The 15,137-nt window shown below is 62.4% G+C and carries 14 protein-coding genes; 11 read left to right on the plus strand and 3 right to left on the minus strand.

What is annotated here, in order from left to right:
- Positions 1 to 35: 35 nt before the first annotated feature.
- Complete coding sequence (locus tag PIN01S_RS03205) at positions 36 to 638, minus strand: MiaE family protein (RefSeq protein ID WP_084333689.1); 603 nt, start codon at positions 636 to 638, stop codon at positions 36 to 38.
- A gap of 152 nt (positions 639 to 790) precedes the next feature.
- On the opposite strand from PIN01S_RS03205, the gene uspL reads away from it, so the two are divergent.
- Positions 791 to 1,660, plus strand: coding sequence for a universal stress protein UspL (gene uspL, locus PIN01S_RS03210; protein ID WP_084333690.1), 870 nt, complete (start codon positions 791 to 793; stop codon positions 1,658 to 1,660).
- A gap of 57 nt (positions 1,661 to 1,717) precedes the next feature.
- Here uspL and PIN01S_RS03215 read toward each other — a convergent pair whose 3' ends face one another.
- The gene (locus PIN01S_RS03215; RefSeq protein WP_084333691.1) at positions 1,718 to 2,194 is read right to left on the minus strand and encodes a DUF1289 domain-containing protein; all 477 of its coding nucleotides are present in this window, start codon (positions 2,192 to 2,194) and stop codon (positions 1,718 to 1,720) included.
- Between the two features lie 394 nt (positions 2,195 to 2,588).
- On the opposite strand from PIN01S_RS03215, the gene acnB reads away from it, so the two are divergent.
- From acnB to alaC, 6 genes are all read left to right on the plus strand, one after another.
- Positions 2,589 to 5,198, plus strand: a complete 2,610-nt coding sequence (gene acnB / locus PIN01S_RS03220; protein WP_084333692.1) for a bifunctional aconitate hydratase 2/2-methylisocitrate dehydratase — start codon at positions 2,589 to 2,591, stop codon at positions 5,196 to 5,198.
- 137 nt (positions 5,199 to 5,335) lie between these two features.
- Entirely contained in the window at positions 5,336 to 5,545 is a 210-nt protein-coding gene (locus tag PIN01S_RS03225; protein WP_084333693.1) for a YgdI/YgdR family lipoprotein, read from the plus strand.
- A gap of 194 nt (positions 5,546 to 5,739) precedes the next feature.
- A complete protein-coding gene (locus PIN01S_RS03230; RefSeq protein WP_084333694.1) occupies positions 5,740 to 6,960 on the plus strand; it encodes a CmpA/NrtA family ABC transporter substrate-binding protein in 1,221 nt (406 codons plus the stop codon).
- 18 nt (positions 6,961 to 6,978) lie between these two features.
- A complete protein-coding gene (locus tag PIN01S_RS03235) occupies positions 6,979 to 7,557 on the plus strand; it encodes an ANTAR domain-containing response regulator (RefSeq protein WP_084333695.1) in 579 nt (192 codons plus the stop codon).
- A 313-nt stretch (positions 7,558 to 7,870) separates the two neighbouring features.
- Positions 7,871 to 8,998 (plus strand): polysaccharide lyase family 7 protein, encoded by a 1,128-nt coding sequence (locus PIN01S_RS03240; protein WP_244505939.1) that lies wholly within the window; start codon positions 7,871 to 7,873, stop codon positions 8,996 to 8,998.
- A gap of 148 nt (positions 8,999 to 9,146) precedes the next feature.
- Positions 9,147 to 10,388 carry an alanine transaminase gene (gene alaC / locus PIN01S_RS03245; protein ID WP_084333696.1) on the plus strand — a complete coding sequence of 414 codons (1,242 nt, stop codon included), beginning with the start codon at positions 9,147 to 9,149 and terminating at the stop codon, positions 10,386 to 10,388.
- A 61-nt stretch (positions 10,389 to 10,449) separates the two neighbouring features.
- Here alaC and PIN01S_RS03250 read toward each other — a convergent pair whose 3' ends face one another.
- Positions 10,450 to 10,842 (minus strand): hypothetical protein, encoded by a 393-nt coding sequence (locus PIN01S_RS03250; protein ID WP_084333697.1) that lies wholly within the window; start codon positions 10,840 to 10,842, stop codon positions 10,450 to 10,452.
- 191 nt (positions 10,843 to 11,033) lie between these two features.
- On the opposite strand from PIN01S_RS03250, the gene PIN01S_RS03255 reads away from it, so the two are divergent.
- The 4 genes from PIN01S_RS03255 to PIN01S_RS03270 all read left to right on the plus strand — a co-directional run bounded on the left by PIN01S_RS03255 (position 11,034) and on the right by PIN01S_RS03270 (position 14,921).
- Positions 11,034 to 11,351 (plus strand): transcriptional regulator, encoded by a 318-nt coding sequence (locus PIN01S_RS03255; RefSeq protein ID WP_084333698.1) that lies wholly within the window; start codon positions 11,034 to 11,036, stop codon positions 11,349 to 11,351.
- 311 nt (positions 11,352 to 11,662) lie between these two features.
- A complete protein-coding gene (locus PIN01S_RS03260) occupies positions 11,663 to 13,033 on the plus strand; it encodes a CmpA/NrtA family ABC transporter substrate-binding protein (RefSeq protein ID WP_084333699.1) in 1,371 nt (456 codons plus the stop codon).
- A gap of 71 nt (positions 13,034 to 13,104) precedes the next feature.
- A complete protein-coding gene (locus PIN01S_RS03265; RefSeq protein ID WP_084333700.1) occupies positions 13,105 to 14,097 on the plus strand; it encodes an ABC transporter permease in 993 nt (330 codons plus the stop codon).
- Positions 14,098 to 14,123: 26 nt separating this feature from the next.
- Positions 14,124 to 14,921 carry an ABC transporter ATP-binding protein gene (locus PIN01S_RS03270; RefSeq protein ID WP_084333701.1) on the plus strand — a complete coding sequence of 266 codons (798 nt, stop codon included), beginning with the start codon at positions 14,124 to 14,126 and terminating at the stop codon, positions 14,919 to 14,921.
- The last annotated feature ends 216 nt before the right edge of the window (positions 14,922 to 15,137 follow it).

A 15,137-nucleotide genomic window follows, 5' to 3' on the forward strand; every position in this document is an offset into this window, starting at 1 on the left:
ACCCGGCGGGCCGGAATTATCCGGCCCGCCTCTCCTCACGCCGCCGCACCGCTATGGAAGCGGAACTCGGTGTCCGGCATCAGAATGGCGTCACGCTCCACCTCGGCGAAGAACGCTACACGATCATCGATCGGTCCGCCCGCATACGCCCGGGCCATCTTCAGATAATCCTGGTAGTGCCGCGCCTCGGACTTGAGCAGCGAACGGTAGAACTGCGCCAGCTCTTCGTCCAGATGAGGTGCCAGGCGGAAGAAGCGCTCGCACGAACGCGCCTCGATGAATGCGCCGACGATCAGGGTATCCACCAGCTTTCCCGGCTCGCTGGAGCGCACATGGCCACGCAGGCGCTGCGCGTACAGCGCCGCGCTGACCGGCCGATAAGCGATCCCCCGCTTCGTCATCAACGCCGCGACCTGCTCGAAATGTCGAAGCTCCTCACGGGCCAATCGTGACAACTTGTATTGCAGATCGGCCTTTTCCACGTAGCGAAACAGCAGGTTAAGCGCCGTCGACGCGGCCTTTTTCTCGCAGTTCGCATGGTCGATCAGCAGGATGTCCTGATTCTGCAAGGCCTGGGCGATCCAGGCATCAGGCGTTGGGCACAGCAGGAAAGATTCTATTTCGGGCAACAATTGCATGGGGTCAACGCTGGCAGGCAGGGCATGGGCGGGCCATTATACGAATGACGGCGGGTACGGCCAGCCGTGCGCTTGATATATATCAAAGCCCTACCGCAGGCCGAAACTATAGTTGTGCTAGGCATAACCAGCACTCGCAGGGAGATTCGATCATGCAAGCGATACGCAGCATTCTGGTGGTAATGGAGCCCGGGCAGACCGAAGGACTCGCGCTCAAACGCGCCAAACTGATCGCTGGAGTGACCCAGTCGCAGCTGCATCTCCTGGTCTGCGACAAGAAGCACGATCACTCGGCCTTTCTCAACGATGTCGCGACCAGCCTGCAACAGGAAGGCTTCACCGTTTCCAGCCAGCAGGCCTGGCACGAGAACCTGCATCAGACGATCATCGCCGTACAGCAGGCCGAAGGTTGTGGTCTGGTGGTCAAGCAACACTTCCCCGACAATCCGTTGAAGAAAGCCCTCCTCACCCCCGACGACTGGAAACTACTGCGTTACTGCCCCGGGCCGGTGCTCATGGTGAAAACCGAGAAACCCTGGCGCGGCGGTACCATTCTGGCGGCGGTGGATGTCGGCAACAGCGACGGCGAACACCGTACCCTGCATGCCAGCATCATCAGCCACGGTTATGACATCGCCGGCCTGGCCGAAGGCGAATTGCACGTCATCAGCGCCCATCCCGCGCCGATGCTGTCGGCTGCAGATCCGACCTTCCAGCTCAAGGAAACCATCGAGGCGCGCTACCGCGAGCAATGCCGGGCATTCCAGGCCGAATACGACATTTCCGACTCGCGCCTGCATATCGTCGAAGGACCTGCCGACGTGCTGATCCCGCAGATTGCCCATCAGTTGCAAGCGGCGGTGACGGTCATCGGTACCGTGGCGCGGACAGGGTTGTCCGGTGCGCTGATCGGCAACACCGCCGAAGTGGTGCTGGATACGCTGGAAAGCGATGTCCTGGTGCTGAAGCCGGACGAAATCATCGCCCACCTGGAGGAGCTGGTCGCGCAACAGCACGCGTGATCGCCAAGGGTTGTACTACCGGGGCGCCAAAGCGCCCCGGTTTGCTTTTCAGCGGGACTAGACGCGAATCTCCATGCCCTCGCGCAGAAATTTCGGGGCGATATAGCGCTCGTAATGCGCCTCGGACAGGATGAAAAATTCGCGATCGATGGCATCGCGCAGGTCCGGTAGCGGCCACTCACGGAACTCCGGCATCAGTGCGACCCCGTATGCCTCCAATTGGGTGATCATCCGCGCGCCGCGGGCGATCAGCTGATAGGCCCAGCAATACGGCGACTGCTCGGGCACGAAACGCACCTGGCGCTGCTCCAGTTGCTGGCGCAGCCGCAGGCTGTCGAAGACTTCCAGCTTGGCCTGCATTACCTGGACCAGCAGGCTTTCCAACCGCAGCCAGACGGCGCGCTTCTCTTCGTCGTTATAAAGGTTCCAGTTCACCACCTCATGGTGGAAGCGCTTGCACCCACGGCACACCAGGTCGCCGTATACGGTGGAGCACAGGCCGACGCAGGGCGTCTTGATGCGTTGCTGGGACATGGGAAAAGAATGGCTTGGGGTGAAACAGGCCGGCATCTTAGCCCTTTGTCTAAAATGGGTCACCCGCCCGCGGCTTAACTTTGCCAGCACATTCCAGTAGAATCGGCCCGCCGTTTACGGCGCCAATGTCCGTTTGAAGCTGTTTTCAAAGCGTCACGAGCACAGTTTATCCGGCAGGAAAGCATTGGCGCAGGATTCCGTCGATCCCTCTCGATACCTGCGCCAGCCCTCATCTTTCCGTCCCAGCCGGCGTAAAACTTTGAAAACAGCTTCTGGATGGAAACTACCGAAACCTCGGCCAATCCGCCCATGAAGCGGAAAAGCGCGTGCGTTCGGCGGTTTCCAGGATGAGCGTCCCGGACAACCCTTTGGGACCACTGATGAGGGTAATACTGTGCTTGAAGCCTATCGCAAACACGTAGAAGAGCGTGCCGCCCAGGGCGTCGTGCCCCAGCCGCTGAACGCCGAACAAACCGCAGGCCTGGTCGAGTTGCTGAAAAACCCGCCGGCCGGCGAAGAAGCCTTCCTGGTCGATCTGATCACCAACCGCGTCCCGCCGGGAGTCGACGAAGCCGCCTACGTCAAGGCCGGCTTCCTGTCCGCCATCGCCAAGGGCGAAGCCACCTCCCCGCTGATCAGCAAGCAACGCGCCGTCGAACTGCTGGGCACCATGCAGGGCGGCTACAACATCTCCACCCTGGTGGAACTGCTGGACGACGCCGAGCTGGCCACTGCCGCCGCCGAGCAGCTCAAGCACACCCTGCTGATGTTCGATGCCTTCCACGATGTCGCCGAGCGCGCCAAGAAAGGCAATGCCGCCGCCAAGGCCGTGATGCAGTCCTGGGCCGATGGCGAGTGGTTCGTCAACCGTCCCGCCGTTCCGGAAAAGATCACCCTGACCGTGTTCAAGGTGCCGGGCGAAACCAACACCGACGACCTGTCCCCGGCTCCGGACGCCTGGTCCCGTCCGGACATCCCGCTGCACGCCCTGGCCATGCTGAAAATGGCCCGCGACGGCATCGAGCCGGTCCAGCCGGGCTCCGTCGGCCCGCTGAAGCAGATCGAAGCGGTCAAGGCCAAGGGTTACCCGGTCGCCTACGTCGGCGACGTGGTCGGCACCGGTTCCTCCCGCAAGTCCGCCACCAACTCGGTACTGTGGTTCTTCGGTGACGACATCCCCTACGTGCCGAACAAGCGCGCCGGTGGTTTCTGCTTCGGCACCAAGATCGCCCCGATCTTCTACAACACCATGGAAGACGCCGGCGCCCTGCCGATCGAGTTCGACTGCACCAACCTGGCCATGGGCGACGTGATCGACGTCTACCCGATGAAGGGCGAAGTCCGCCGTCATGGCAGCGACGAGCTGGTCACCACCTTCCAGCTGAAGACCGACGTGCTGCTCGACGAAGTGCGTGCCGGTGGCCGTATTCCGCTGATCGTCGGCCGCGGCCTGACCGAAAAAGCCCGCACCGAACTGGGCCTGGCTCCGTCCACTCTGTTCAAGAAGCCGGAAGCGCCGGTCGACAGCGGCAAGGGCTTCACCCTCGCGCAGAAGATGGTCGGCCGTGCCTGCGGTCTGCCGGAAGGCCAGGGCGTGCGTCCGGGTACCTACTGCGAGCCGAAGATGACCACCGTCGGTTCCCAGGACACCACTGGCCCGATGACCCGCGACGAGCTGAAGGACCTGGCCTGCCTGGGCTTCTCCGCCGATCTGGTAATGCAGTCTTTCTGCCACACCGCTGCCTATCCGAAGCCCATCGACGTCACCACCCACCACACCCTGCCGGATTTCATCCGCACCCGTGGCGGCGTGTCCCTGCGTCCGGGCGACGGCATCATCCACAGCTGGCTGAACCGCATGCTGCTGCCGGACACCGTCGGCACCGGCGGTGACTCGCACACCCGCTTCCCGATCGGTATTTCCTTCCCGGCCGGTTCCGGCCTGGTGGCCTTCGCCGCCGCCACCGGCGTGATGCCGCTGGACATGCCGGAATCCGTGCTGGTGCGCTTCAAGGGCAAGATGCAGCCCGGTATCACCCTGCGTGACCTGGTGCATGCCATCCCCTACTACGCCATCCAGCAGGGCCTGCTGACCGTCGAGAAGAAAGGCAAGAAGAACATCTTCTCCGGCCGCATCCTCGAGATCGAAGGCCTCAATGACCTGACCGTGGAGCAGGCGTTCGAACTGTCCGACGCCTCCGCCGAGCGTTCGGCCGCCGGTTGCACCATCAAGCTGCCGGAAGAGTCCATCGCCGAGTACCTGAACTCCAACATCACCCTGCTGCGCTGGATGATCGGCGAAGGCTATGGCGATGCCCGCACCCTGGAGCGTCGTGCCCAGGCGATGGAAGCCTGGCTGGCCAATCCGAAGCTGCTGGAAGCGGACAAGGACGCCGAGTACGCCGCCGTCATCGAGATCGACCTGGCCGACGTGAAGGAGCCGGTACTCTGCGCTCCGAACGACCCGGACGATGCCCGCCTGCTCTCCAGCGTGGCCGGCGACAAGATCGACGAGGTGTTCATCGGTTCCTGCATGACCAACATTGGTCACTTCCGCGCCGCCGGCAAACTGCTGGACAAGGTCAAGGGCGGAATCCCGACCCGTCTGTGGCTGGCTCCGCCGACCAAGATGGACGCCCACCAGCTGACCGAAGAAGGCTACTACGGCATCTACGGCAAAGCTGGCGCGCGCATGGAAATGCCGGGTTGCTCGCTGTGCATGGGTAACCAGGCGCGCGTGCAGACCGGTTCCACCGTGGTCTCCACCTCCACCCGCAACTTCCCGAACCGTCTGGGCGATGCGACCAACGTGTACCTGGCCTCCGCCGAACTGGCGGCAGTCGCCTCGATCCTCGGCAAACTGCCGACCGTCGAAGAGTACATGCAGTACGCCAAGGACATCGACAGCATGGCTGCCGACGTCTACCGCTACCTGAGCTTCGACCAGATCGCCGAGTATAAGGAAGCGGCCGCCAACGCGAAGATTCCGGTCGTCCAGGCCTGATTCTTCCACTGACAAGAAGGAGCCCCGCCCCGTGCGGGGCTTTTTCTTTTCCCGTCCTTGCGGGTGCAGTGGAAGCGGCTATGTTCCAGAAAGACGGCTGCATGTCGTGGCCGTATCGACGGCAGGAGCCCCTTCCCATGAAGCACTGGATCATCGCCCTCCTCTGCGTGTTCGGCCTCGCCGGCTGCGCCAACGACTACATCATCGCCACCGTCGATGGCCAGATGCTTACCAGCGATGGCAAGCCGGAACTGGATGAGGACACGGGCATGCTGGAATTCGAAGACAGCGAAGGACGCAAACAGCAGATCCCGCAGTCCCAAGTGAAACAGATCATCGAGCGCTGAGCACCAACAACCCGCTTCGAAATACCATGCCAGAGCGCCTCATCGCAGGGCACTGGCATATGGCTTGCTTGTTCCGTCTCAACAGAGCGCTTTCCAACGGCGGAAAGCGTCCATAGACAATGGCGTCGTTTTCGGCTGCGACTTTCGGGATGCAGCCGGAACGGCGTCTTTTTGTTCACTGACGGAACAAAACAATGATGGATGACCAAGCAGCACCCCGTAGCGACAGCCTGGCCTGGGTCGGCGGCAGCGACGCCCCGGAAAAAAGCGCGATCAACCTGGGCTTCATGGCCCTCACCGACTCGGCCTCATTGATCGTCGCGGCCACCCAAGGCTTCGCCCAACCCTATGGCCTGACGCTCAACCTGAAACGCCAAGCCTCCTGGGCCACCCTGCGTGACAAGCTGATCAGCGGTGAACTGGATGCCGCCCAGGGCCTCTACGGGCTGATTTACGCCGTCCATCTCGGCATTGGCGGCACTCCACCGGTCGATATGGCGGTGCTCATGGGACTGGCCCAGAACGGGCAAAGCATCAGCCTGTCCCATCGCCTGCAGGCTGCCGGCGTGATCACTCCCGAAGCGCTCGCCAAACGCGCGCACCAAGACGGTGCAAAGCTGACCCTGGCTCAGACCTTCCCCACCGGCACCCATGCCCTCTGGCTCTACTACTGGCTGGCCAGCCAGGGCATCCATCCGCTGAACGACGTGAACACCGTCGTGGTTCCGCCTTCGCAAATGGTCGCCCACCTAAAGGCCGGGCGTATCGATGGCTTCTGCGCCGGAGAGCCTTGGGGTGCCCAGGCGATCGCCGAAGGCATGGGCTTCACCCTGGCCACCACGCAATCGATCTGGCCGGATCATCCGGAAAAGGTGCTCGGCTGCACCCGTGCCTTTGTCGAAACCTACCCGAACACCGCGCGGGCACTGATCCTCGCCATCCTGGAAGCCAGCCGATTCATCGATTCGAGCGAAGAGAACAAGCGCAGTACGGCCCAGTTGCTCAGTGGCAGCGACTACGTCGACGCGCCCCTGCAGGCCATCCAGCCGCGCTTCCTCGGCCAGTACGAGGATGGCGTCGGCCACGCCTGGCTGGACCGGCACGCCCTTCGTTTCTTCGGCAATGGCACAGTCAACATGCCTTATCTCTCGGACGGCCTCTGGTTCATGACGCAATTTCGCCGCTGGGGCCTGCTCCGGGATGATCCCGACTACCTGGCCATTGCCCATCAGGTTCAACGACTCGATCTTTACCGCGAAGCGGCCGATATTCTTGGTATGGAAGTGCCCACTTCGCCCATGCGCAGCGCCACGCTGCTCGACGGCAAGGTCTGGGACGGTACCGACCCGGCCGGCTATGCACGCAGCTTCGAACTGCATGCGCTGACCGAAACCACTCGACCACTCGCACTCTGATTGGGGACGACCGCTGCCATGTTGCGAATCCTCCTGATCAACGACACACCCAAGAAGGTCGGGCGCCTGAAGGCCGCGCTGATCGAGGCCGGTTTCGATGTCATCAACGAGTCCGGGCTGACCATCGACCTGCCCGAACGCGTCGAAGCCATCCGCCCTGACGTGATCCTGATCGACACCGAATCCCCGGGACGGGATGTCATGGAACAGGTCTGCCTGGTCTCCCGCGATCAGCCAAGGCCGATCGTCATGTTCACCGACAACGACGATCCGGACGTCATGCGCCAGGCCATCCAGTCCGGGGTCAGTGCCTATATCGTCGAAGGCATCCAGGCGCAGCGCCTGAAGCCCATCCTCGACGTGGCCATGGTCCGCTTCGAAAGCGACCAGGCTCTGCGCGCCCAGTTGCACGCCCGAGACCAGCAACTGGCCGAACGCAAACGTATCGAACTGGCCAAGGGCATGCTCATGCGCATGAAGAACTGCAGCGAAGAAGAGGCCTATACGCTGATGCGGCGCCAGGCCATGAGCCGCCAGCAGAAGTTGATCCAGGTGGCCGAACAGATCATCGCCATGAACGACATGCTCGGCCAATAAACACCTCTCGCCACTGCCTGCCAGATGAACGCGGGTAGTGGCTGCCCTCCGTGATCGCCCTCACAACGACAGGATCCGCTCAATCGATATCGCCTGAAGGTGGCCGAACGGTACGAACCAAACCCGTTTCCGGCGGTCCCTGTCTTGGCAGTGAAGTATGCACCCCTCGCATCGCCAGGATCGTCGATGCCGCAAGACTGCCCTCCCCCAAAGCGTTAACTGGATTGCATTGCTGGGCTTCGATGGCGCAAGAACCGACCTTGCCGCCCCGTACCCAAGCTCCGCCTCAACCCGGGATCAAGGATTAAACGCAATGTCGCATACTCTCGAAATCATCCCCACCCAGCGCCCCATGCGGATCGGCCTGATCGCCAAGTCGGCGTTACTGGGCAGTCTGCTATGCACGGACGCTTACGCCGAGCTTCACCCCAACACCCCGCCTGGCGGCAACTTTGCGCTGGAAAACTGGAACATCACCATTCCCGTCGACTCGACCGGTGGGGTCACCGGGAAACCCCTGACCATCTACCCCGCCAAACTGAGCGGACCCAATGGCTACAGCAATCGCCCCTACTTCTATACGGAAGCCGACGGCGCGATGACCATGTGGGCGCCATTGAACGGCGCCACCACCGGCGGCTCCGCACACCCGCGCTCGGAACTGCGCGAGATGATCGATCCAAGCACCAACGCAGTGAACTGGGACAGCTTCGGCACTGCCATCCTGGATGCCCAATTGAAGGTCATGCAGGTACCCCAGAAGGACGGCACCGTCATCGTCGGCCAGGTTCACGGACACGGCTCCGCTCCCTTGGTGTTGGTCTATTACAAGTACGACTTCGCCACCCAGACAGGAAAGGTCTTCACCAAGCTGCAAGGAACACCGGTCCAAGGTCCACCCTACTGGCACTACACCATTCTCTCGGGCGTCAAGCTCGGCCAGACCTTCACCTATCAGATCAAGGTCTCGCGCAACGGAAGCGACCCGGCGGTAGTCGCCGTTTCGGCCAACAACGGTACCCCGGCCACCATGGTCATGGACTCGTCGTGGGACACGGAGACCTTCTACTTCAAAGCTGGCTCGTACCTGCATACCTACGGCGACAGCAGCACGGATGGCGCCCTGGTGAAGTTCTATCGCCTGGCGACCAGCCACCCGGCCGATGGCCTGTACATCACCACCAATGCCGCACTGCCGAACGCCAAGGCCAACACGCCCTACAGCACCCAGCTTTCCTTCCGTGGTGGCATGGGGGGCGGGACCTGGTCCCTAGTCAGCGGGCATCCGCCGGCAGGGCTGACACTGAACCGCGACGGCAGTATCACCGGCACACCGGCCACCAGCGCCATCTCGTCGCAACCGAATGACTTCATGGTCAGGGTCACCGACGCCAACGGCGCCACCTATTCGAAGAAGTTTTCCATCATCGTCGGCTCCTGACGCCGCTCCATGGGCGCGGGTCGAGTCATCATCGATGTCCCGACCCGCCTCTCGACAGATTCCGTCGCTGCGCTTATCTTCCTGCCAGGTCGCACACGCGGCCGACGTCGCTCGGACGGTTCCGGGCGCTTACGTATCAGAGGACAGCATGGCTGAACAACGTTCAGCGCGCCGTTTCGCGCGCATCGATCGACTTCCCCCCTACGTTTTCAACATTACCGCCGAGCTGAAGATGGCCGCCCGCCGCCGTGGCGAAGACATCATCGACCTCAGCATGGGCAACCCGGACGGCGCCACCCCGCCGCATATCGTCGAGAAACTCTGCACCGTCGCCCAGCGCGAAGATACTCATGGCTATTCCACCTCGCGCGGCATTCCCCGCCTGCGGCGCGCCATTTCGCACTGGTACCGGGACCGCTATGCGGTGGACATCGATCCGGAAAGCGAAGCCATCGTCACCATCGGCTCCAAGGAGGGCCTGGCCCACCTGATGCTGGCCACCCTGGATCATGGCGACACCGTGCTGGTGCCCAACCCCAGCTACCCGATCCACATCTATGGCGCGGTGATTGCCGGCGCGCAAGTTCGCTCCGTGCCCCTGGTACCCGGCGTAGACTTCTTCGCCGAGCTGGAACGCGCCATTCGCGAAAGCATTCCCAAGCCGAAGATGATGATCCTCGGCTTTCCCTCCAACCCCACCGCGCAGTGCGTGGAGCTGGACTTCTTCGAGCGCGTGGTGGCGCTGGCCAAGCAATACGACGTCCTGGTCGTGCATGACCTGGCCTATGCCGACATCGTCTACGACGGCTGGAAAGCCCCTTCCATCATGCAGGTGCCAGGAGCCAAGGATATCGCCGTGGAGTTCTTCACCCTGTCGAAGAGCTACAACATGGCCGGCTGGCGTATCGGTTTCATGGTCGGTAACCGAGAACTCGTCGGGGCGTTGGCACGGATCAAGAGCTACCACGACTACGGCACCTTCACCCCGCTCCAGGTAGCGGCGATTGCTGCGCTGGAAGGGGACCAGCAATGCGTGCGGGACATTGCCGAGCAGTACCGCCAGCGGCGCAACCTGCTGGTCAAGGGGCTGCACGAAATCGGCTGGATGGTGGAGAAGCCCAAGGCCTCGATGTACGTTTGGGCCAAGATTCCCGAACCCTATGCCCACCTCGGCTCCCTGGAGTTCGCCAAGAAGCTGCTGGCCGAAGCGAAGGTCTGTGTTTCCCCGGGCCTGGGATTCGGCGACTACGGCGACGATCATGTGCGCTTCGCCCTGATCGAGAACCAGGACCGCATCCGCCAGGCGCTCCGGGGCATCAAGGGCATGTTCCGTGCCGATGGATTGCTTCCCCCGTCGCCGGCCAAACCGCGCAAGACGGAAGCCCGCTGACCTGACTGCGGCGGGCTGATCAACCTCGCCGCGCTACGACCGCTCCGCCCGGAGCGGTCCTTCAGATCGAATAATCCAACGCAGCCCAGGTCCGCCCCAGTCCCTGCGCCAATACGCATTCGGGCGCTTCCAACCGCTGCCCGGCATAGAGCGACATCAGCCGGGTGCTTCCGTCATCGTTGTCCTGCCGTTCGGTCACCCATTGCAGGGTGCCGCAGTTCGCCGTCTCGATCACATAGCTGGCGGCCACCAGCGAATGCCGCCCCGGCAGACGGATCGCCTCCAGCACACGACCGCTTTCCTCGCTGCGCTTCCCGTCGGATACCAGCACCGCCCAAGCTCGCTCGCCATCGATCACCAGATAGGCGCCGTTGGCTTTCGGCTGATCCACCCGGGGCTGTACACAGCCTGCCAGCAGGACCAACAACATGATCGTCATGAATTTCTGGTGCATTGCTTTTGCTCCTCTGTCGTACGGCCGGGCGACGCCATTGCCTGGACGCTCATTAGGGGTTCGCCCGTGTGCGAGAAACCAATATGCCCGGATACTGTTTATTTGTACAGTATTTCGAGTTAACCTGATTTCGTTCGGCGCCGCCCTCCCGGCGTCGGCGCCAAGTCAATGCACCAAAGGGGAACGAGACGATGAAGGACGTACTGCAACGCAAGGACAATGTGAGGCGGATGCCGTTGGACAAAGTCCGGGCCACGGTCGAGGAACTGCATCTGGAAGGTATCGTCACCGAGGGGCGCACACCCTTCTCCCGGGTGCACTTCAATACCTGCTTCGCCGAAATCGAGGACCTGCTGCGGCGCGCCGGCTATCACCGCCAACTGGAAGTGGTCGGCTACGAGGGACGGGCCTATGCCCTGTTCGACCCGACCCGCTGGGAAGCGGTCAAGGTGCTCCATTGGCTGAAGGAATATGTGGAAGAAGCGCAGATCCGCTCGGCGGTGCGCTGACCCCGCGAACCAAAACGGCACAGAAAACCCGCTCCATGCTCGACCATGGCACAACGCCTTCTCTGCGGTGCCCCTGCCGCAGCGTGCCTGATGTTCTCCATGGAGCCTCCCAATCCATTGATTAACAAGACCTTTCGGCGCAGCCAAGATAGCTGGCAAGGCCCTTGCAAGTCCCTCCTCACACCCGTCTTCGGATCGCCAACGGCGGTGATCGAGACGAATGACAAAGGCGTCAACGGTGAACGGCTCCCTGGGAGTTGCTCGCCCGCGACGCCTTTTTTCTTTTCGTTTTCGAATAGAGAGGGACCACCATGTCTTTCCACCGCCGTCATTTCCTGCGCCGGGCCCTGACCGGGCTCGGCTGTATTACCGCCCTGCTGCTCACCCCGTTGTCCGCCACCTTCGCCGCTGAACCGGAGAAGGAAGAACTCAAGCTCGGCTTCATCAAGCTGACCGATATGGCGCCCCTGGCCATCGCCTACGAAAAAGGTTTCTTCGAAGACGAAGGACTGTTCGTCACCCTGGAGGCCCAGGCCAACTGGAAAGTCCTTCTCGACCGGGTGATCGACGGCGAACTGGACGGCGCCCACATGCTCGCCGGCCAGCCGCTGGGCGCCACCATCGGCTTCGGCACCAAGGCCGAGGTGATCACCGCCTTCTCCATGGACCTCAACGGCAACGGCATCACCGTTTCCAACGAAGTCTGGGAGGAAATGAAGAAGCACCTGCCGATGGAGAACGGCAAACCCGTGCATCCGATCAAGGCCGACGCCCTGAGACCCGTGATCGACAAATACAAAGCCGCGGGCAAGCCGTTCAACCTCGGCATGGTATTTCCCGTTTCCACGCACAACTACGAGCTGCGCTACTGGCTCGCGGCCGGCGGTATCAACCCCGGCCTCTATGCTCCGGACAAGGGCGACATCAGCGGGCAGATCGGCGCCGACGCGCTGCTTTCCGTGACCCCGCCGCCGCAGATGCCGGCGACGCTCGAAGCCGGCACCATTTCCGGCTATTGCGTGGGCGAGCCGTGGAACCAGCAAGCCGTGGTCAAGGGCATCGGTGTCCCGGTGATCACCGACTACGAAATCTGGAAGAACAACCCTGAGAAAGTCTTCGGCGTCTCCAAGGCCTGGGCCGAGAAATATCCGGAGACCCACAAGCGCTTGGTCAAGGCGCTGATCCGCGCCGCCATGTGGCTGGATGAAAACGGCAACGCCAACCGCCCCGAGGCCGTAGAAATCCTCTCCCGCCCGGAATACGTCGGCGCCGACGCCAAAGTCATCGCCAACTCCATGACCGGCACCTTCGAATACGAGAAAGGCGACAAGCGCGAAGTGCCGGACTTCAACGTGTTCTTCCGCTACCACGCCACCTATCCCTATTACTCGGATGCCATCTGGTACCTGACCCAAATGCGCCGCTGGGGGCAGATCGGTGAAGCCAAGCCGGACGCCTGGTACCTCGACGTGGCCAAGCAGGTCTATCGCCCGGATATCTACAAGACCGCCGCCGCCGAACTGGTCTCAGAGGGCAAGGCCAAGGCCGATGACTTCCCCGCTGCCGATGAAGAAGGCTTCCGCGCACCCAGCGGCGACTTCATCGATGGCGTCACCTATGACGGGCGCAAGCCCAACGCCTACCTGGCGTCGTTCAAGATCGGCCTGAAAGACACCCAATGACCAAGGTCCGGCACCGCCCAGGCGGTGCCGGCTCCAGGGCTGGCAGCCCCTCAACTTCAGAGGACAGGACGATGAGCAACCCGAGTATCGCCACCCCGATTTCCAACACCGTCAAAGCCGCCCGGACCCAGGCCCTGCTGAAGCGCTGGGCTCCGGCCGTCATCCTGCCGCTCGCCGGCATCTTTGCCTTCCTGATGCTGTGGCAACTGGTGGCCAACAACATCCAGACCAGCCTCGGCCAGTTCCCCGGGCCGGTTCAGGTCTATACCCAGTTCAACGCCCTGGTGGACAGCCATCTGGCCGAACGGGAAAAAGCCAACGCCTTCTACGAGCGCCAGGAAAAGCGCAATGCGGAACGCCTGGCGCGCGATCCGTCGGCAGAGGTGAAGATTCGCCCGTACACCGGCAAGCCGACCTTCTTCCAGCAGATCCTCACCAGCCTCTACACGGTGATGACCGGCTTCGCCATCGCCTCCCTGATCGCGGTACCGCTCGGCATCGTCTGCGGCCTGAGCAAACCGCTCTACAGCGCGATGAATCCGTTGATCCAGATCTTCAAGCCGGTCTCGCCGCTGGCCTGGCTGCCGCTGGTGACCATGCTGGTCAGCGCCCTTTATGTCAGCGACGACCCCATGCTCGCCAAATCCTTCCTCACTTCGGCACTGACCGTTGCCCTCTGCTGCCTGTGGCCCACGGTGATCAACACCACCGTCGGCGTGGCCAATCTGGACAAGGACCTGCAGAACGTCAGCCGGGTGCTCAATCTGTCGCCGCTCAGCCATGTGCGGCGCATCGTGCTGCCGGCGGCGGTGCCGATGATCTTCACCGGCCTGCGCCTGTCGCTGGCCACCGGCTGGATGGTGCTGATCGCCGCCGAGATGCTCGCGCAGAACCCGGGCCTCGGCAAATTCATCTGGGACGAGTTCCAGAACGGCAGCTCCAACTCTCTGGGTCGGATCATGGTCGCGGTGATCGTCATCGGCCTGATCGGCTTCGCCCTGGACCGCCTGATGCTGCTCTTGCAGCGCCACGCCAGTTGGGACAAGAACGCCGACCTGCGCTAGAACCCATTCGCTTCCGGAGAATTCCCATGAGCCATTCCAACTATCTCGAACTCACCGGTGTCGGCATCAGTTTCCCCACCGACAAAGGCCTCTTCTGCGCCTTGCAGAACGTCAATCTGCGCATCGCCAAGGGGGAATTCGTATCGCTGATCGGCCATTCCGGCTGCGGCAAGTCCACCGTGCTGAATATCGTGGCGGGCCTCCACCAGGCCACCACCGGCGGCGTGATCCTCGATGGCCGCGAAGTCGACCAGCCCGGCCCCGACCGTGCCGTGGTGTTCCAGAACCACAGCCTGCTGCCCTGGCTGAGCTGCTACGAAAACGTCGAACTGGCTGTCCGCCAGGTCTTCAAGGGACAGAAAAGCCGCCGCGAGATGCGCGACTGGATCGAACACAACCTGGCCCTGGTGCATATGACCCATGCCCGGGACAAGCGCCCCAGCGAGATTTCCGGGGGCATGAAACAGCGCATCGGCATCGCCCGTGCCCTGGCCATGCAGCCGAAGGTCCTGCTGATGGACGAACCTTTCGGCGCACTGGACGCGCTGACGCGGGCACACCTGCAGGATTCCTTGATGGAAATCCATGCCGACCTGGGCAACACGGTGATCATGATCACCCACGACGTGGACGAAGCCGTGCTGCTGTCCGACCGCATCGTGATGATGAGCAACGGCCCGGCCGCGACCATCGGTGAAATCCTGTCGGTCGACCTGCCCCGCCCGCGCGATCGCATGGCTTTGGCGCATGACGCGCACTATCACGACTACCGGGCGGCCGTGCTGGAATTCCTCTATCAGCGCCAGCAGCGGCCCGCGGCCTGATCCGTTATCGCGCGCCGGCATCGCTGGCGCGTTTTTTCTGGCGGTCATGGGTCCGATCATGGGCTCCGCCCCACTCTGCCTGATCGCCTTTTTGTTAAATACCTCTCATAAATAACTGATTGGAAAGGCAATCTGCCACCGCTCCGCTTGTCGCCCCAAGGGAACTTCCCGCGCATTCGCCAACCGAACGGGGGCTTTTTTCCTCCCCCTTGAACT

It is taken from the genome of Pseudomonas indica NBRC 103045, from assembly GCF_002091635.1.
Taxonomy (GTDB): Bacteria; Pseudomonadota; Gammaproteobacteria; order Pseudomonadales; family Pseudomonadaceae; genus Pseudomonas_M; species Pseudomonas_M indica.

Coding starts and splice junctions, on each gene's coding strand:
- PIN01S_RS03265 (WP_084333700.1), top strand. CDS start 13,105: ATGAGCAACCCGAGTATCGCCACCCCGATTTCCAACACCGTCAAAGCC.
- PIN01S_RS03250 (WP_084333697.1), bottom strand. CDS start 10,842: ATGCACCAGAAATTCATGACGATCATGTTGTTGGTCCTGCTGGCAGGC.
- uspL (WP_084333690.1), top strand. CDS start 791: ATGCAAGCGATACGCAGCATTCTGGTGGTAATGGAGCCCGGGCAGACC.
- PIN01S_RS03215 (WP_084333691.1), bottom strand. CDS start 2,194: ATGTCCCAGCAACGCATCAAGACGCCCTGCGTCGGCCTGTGCTCCACC.
- PIN01S_RS03225 (WP_084333693.1), top strand. CDS start 5,336: ATGAAGCACTGGATCATCGCCCTCCTCTGCGTGTTCGGCCTCGCCGGC.
- PIN01S_RS03240 (WP_244505939.1), top strand. CDS start 7,871: ATGTCGCATACTCTCGAAATCATCCCCACCCAGCGCCCCATGCGGATC.
- PIN01S_RS03260 (WP_084333699.1), top strand. CDS start 11,663: ATGTCTTTCCACCGCCGTCATTTCCTGCGCCGGGCCCTGACCGGGCTC.
- PIN01S_RS03235 (WP_084333695.1), top strand. CDS start 6,979: ATGTTGCGAATCCTCCTGATCAACGACACACCCAAGAAGGTCGGGCGC.
- PIN01S_RS03230 (WP_084333694.1), top strand. CDS start 5,740: ATGATGGATGACCAAGCAGCACCCCGTAGCGACAGCCTGGCCTGGGTC.
- PIN01S_RS03205 (WP_084333689.1), bottom strand. CDS start 638: ATGCAATTGTTGCCCGAAATAGAATCTTTCCTGCTGTGCCCAACGCCT.
- alaC (WP_084333696.1), top strand. CDS start 9,147: ATGGCTGAACAACGTTCAGCGCGCCGTTTCGCGCGCATCGATCGACTT.
- PIN01S_RS03270 (WP_084333701.1), top strand. CDS start 14,124: ATGAGCCATTCCAACTATCTCGAACTCACCGGTGTCGGCATCAGTTTC.
- PIN01S_RS03255 (WP_084333698.1), top strand. CDS start 11,034: ATGAAGGACGTACTGCAACGCAAGGACAATGTGAGGCGGATGCCGTTG.